2 protein-coding genes and 1 pseudogene are annotated in these 3196 nt (G+C 62.2%); 1 reads left to right on the forward strand and 2 read right to left on the reverse strand.

Going from position 1 to position 3196, the window contains the following annotated elements; translation table 11 throughout:
• Positions 1 to 52: 52 nt before the first annotated feature.
• Positions 53 to 2272 carry a hypothetical protein gene (locus ACYC56_RS13715; protein ID WP_461374736.1) on the reverse strand — a complete coding sequence of 740 codons (2220 nt, stop codon included), beginning with the start codon at positions 2270 to 2272 and terminating at the stop codon, positions 53 to 55.
• Positions 2273 to 2358: 86 nt separating this feature from the next.
• On the opposite strand from ACYC56_RS13715, the gene ACYC56_RS13720 reads away from it, so the two are divergent.
• Entirely contained in the window at positions 2359 to 2985 is a 627-nt protein-coding gene (locus tag ACYC56_RS13720) for a DUF5131 family protein (RefSeq protein WP_461374737.1), read from the forward strand.
• Here the strand turns inward: ACYC56_RS13720 and ACYC56_RS13725 are convergent.
• Positions 2946 to 3196, reverse strand: a pseudogene (locus ACYC56_RS13725) (hypothetical protein); the annotation flags it as partial. The gene ACYC56_RS13720 and the pseudogene ACYC56_RS13725 sit on opposite strands and share 40 nt — an antisense overlap.

Here is a 3196-nt window from a genome sequence, read left to right on the forward strand (position 1 = left end):
CACCATCTAATCATAGTCTCGATTGATGACATGGCAAGCGGATCAACGGTGATTAACTGTCCAAGTCTCCCTCTTTCCCGGCCATGAACGGTTCGGCGCGGCGGTCGTCGTACATTAGAATCGTCGCATATTCCGGGTCGTACCGATGATCGACGCCGACGATCGACGGGTATTGCGGCCCTTCGTTTTGCCCGGATGCGATCGTGGTCCGCAGGGAGCAGCCCCGGCCGGTGATCTTGTCGGTCTTATCGCCGACGAGATAGTACGTCACGATGCGGCCGATGGTCGCCTGTCCGGCAAACCGGGGCAGTTCGTGGGATGCCCGGCGGGCCTCGGCGTGCGAGACGGCGGCGGCGGTGTCGTCGCGTTCCGCGAACCGTCCGGCATAACGGCCGTCCAAGACGAAATGCCGCTTGTAGTAATCGCGGGCATCATCGCGACGGAGGATCGTGTACGAGGTCGGCGAACCCGGCCGCTTCGCCGCGATGGCCTTGATGCCCCGGTCGCCTTCAATCGCACACGTCAATAGCAGGTGGAAGTACGGCCGTCCTTCCGCCGCATTCGGGGTCGTGAGGCAGTCGATGAGCCGGACAACGCCATTAGCGAAATAGGTCGCCCCGGCTGCCTTGCCTATCTTCCAATTGTTCGGGTCTTGCATCGTGAGCTTGACGCCGCAACGATCGCCGAGCAGTTCCCAGCCGCCATTCGCCACGGTTCGCACGACCGGAACCGTCGCGTCGATTTGCGGCCGTTTGATGCCCGGCACGGGACCGCCGTTGTAGCCGACGATCAGGCTCAACGTCGCCTTGGCCTTCTTACCGTTCGCGTCGAGTTCCAGCAGCGTCTTGAGTGCCGGGCGGCGGCGGATCGCGTACCGGCGAATCAGGCTCGGATCACTACGGGACGGGGTCGGCGGGCTTTCCAGTCCGTCCTCCTGGATCAGCATGGTCAGGTCGGCTGCCGTGTAGTTCATCTCCGCGCCATCCCAGAATCCGTCCGAGCCGTTCTCGTTGAGGTGAAAAACGGTGTACGTGTTGTCCTGGGGCATCAGGATGAAATTTGCCTGATATCGGCATGGGTCGGTCTGGACGGCGAACGAATTGATAATTTCGCGGCTATCACGGGTGAACGACAGGGACGTGAGGTTCGATTGCGACGAATCGGCCACTTGCCCGGCGGGCTGCAATTTGAGCGGCTGAATCGTGACCGGCTCATCCTTGCGGTAGATGTCGAGCCACCAATCGGGCTTGCCGGTCTTGGTCGTGTCGAGTCGCCACGCACACGCGAATCCGTGCGGTGCGATCAGTTCTTCCAACGCGATCGGCGACGGCTTATCGGTGCAATCGAAGTCCTGGCACGTGATGTCATATTCACTGTACGTCGTCGGGTCTTTCGGGTCATAGGTCGTCGCAGAACCCTTGGGCGCACGGGTGACGAGGATATGCGAGAGCGTGTCGAAATCGGGCCGACGGGTGTAGGTTTCGTACTTGTTCCCCATTAGGATATACTTGGCCGCCAACAGGATCGTCCATTGCCGGGCGTAGACCTTGGACGTGCCGCCGACGGTCGGGTCCGGGTTCGCGAAATCGGCATCCATGAAAATCGAGAACGGCGGCGATTGCGTGCTGCCGTTGAGCAACGAATATGCGACCATCACGTAATCCGATGCGTTGCCGCCGGAACCGTCATCCAGGAACGGTGAGCAGTTCTTCTTGCCGTCCGGGTTGAACCGGGCGGGCAGGTCGGTTTTCATCGCGGATTGCGAGGTGTTCGGCGTATCGGAACCACGCCAGAGCGCACCCGTGATCGGCGTATCGAATTCGCGGACCGGGTAGCCCATCGCCGTGAACGGGCAGGCTTCGCCGGTCGCCGAGACTTGCGCATCCGGGGCGGTCGTGAAGCCATCGAACAAGATCACGAACGAGCCGTCGGGCCGGTCCATCAGCACGGCGATCCGGTCGTCCGGCTTCAGCACATACGGATTCTTGGAATCGAGGGCGAACACATCCTCGAATCGGGTCGGGGGCAGTTTCCGTTTCCGTTCGTCGGGCGTGGCCTGAGCGTATTCGAGCGTCGTGTCATCGAATTTATAGATGAATTCCGCTGTTGGCGGGTTGCCCCCTTCCCGCCACGAATCGCCGAGCGGCCGGACGTTGGGCAGGAGCTGGTATTTCTCTTGCCCCTTGGCCCCCGTCACCTTCACGACGCGGATCGTGCCGGGGATCGGATCAGCTAGGAATTGCGGCGGACTGAACTTCACCGGAGCGGCCATGAGGATTCCTCGGTTTTCGCCAATTGGCGAATGGTCAGCCGGGCCTATAATGAATGGGTGGACAACTCAAACGGAGGACGGAAGCAATGGCTGACGATGCAATGACCGCACTCGGCGAGGCGCTGGGCCTGCGGCTGAAACGCACTGGGGCCGCGTGCGAGTGCCGCAATCAGACCGAGGTCGATGAGCAGGTGCCTGGCATGCACGAACTGGACGTGCCGTTTCGCGAGTTGAGACTGATCGGCATGGAAGGGCCGGTGGACTTGACGAGACTGACAGTCCCGCGTGTGTACGGCACATACCTGCTGGACGCGCTGACCGGACTCGGTCGCACCCATCGGGGCGAGCCGTTCTCGGAAGACGAAGGTCATCTAAACCGCGTCACCATTTCCGGTGGCGACACGCCGCTCCACCCGGCGTGGATTCGGTCGATCCGCGACCAGTGCCAGGCGGCGGGGGTCGAATTCGTGTTTGAGTCCTGGGGAGAATTCGGGCCGTGTGAACTCTATCCGATTGGTTCGGGTCCGCTATCAGTCATTACGTCCGCCGGGCGTCACCTCACAGGGAAAGGTGTTCTCGACGATCCGGATGATGCTGGGGCTGAGATCATCGCTCGCGTCGGCCGCGACAAGACCGGCCGCATGCTCGACGGACGGGAATGGCTGGCCTCGGATCAGACCGTCAACCAGGCCGTTCCGGACCAGACCGCGTGAACCTTGTCGTACTGTGCCGCCAGTGTGGCCGTGCCGCCGGAGGTCGTGGCCACGGTCACGCTATTCGCCACGGCATCGGTCTTGACCACCATGATCGGCAGGCCCGCTTCGGCGGTCGTGAGCGTCGGGAGCGTAATCGCGATTGCGGCGGCAGTCGCGTCCGCCAGGATCAGCCCGTCGGCAATCGTCGGCGTGTCCGTCGCGGCCGTAA

This window comes from Candidatus Aquicultor sp., from assembly GCF_054640775.1.

Bases quoted from the DNA above. Each gene is read 5' to 3' on its own strand.
- ACYC56_RS13715 (WP_461374736.1), bottom strand. From the start codon at position 2,272: ATGGCCGCTCCGGTGAAGTTCAGTCCGCCGCAATTCCTAGCTGATCCG.
- ACYC56_RS13720 (WP_461374737.1), top strand. From the start codon at position 2,359: ATGGCTGACGATGCAATGACCGCACTCGGCGAGGCGCTGGGCCTGCGG.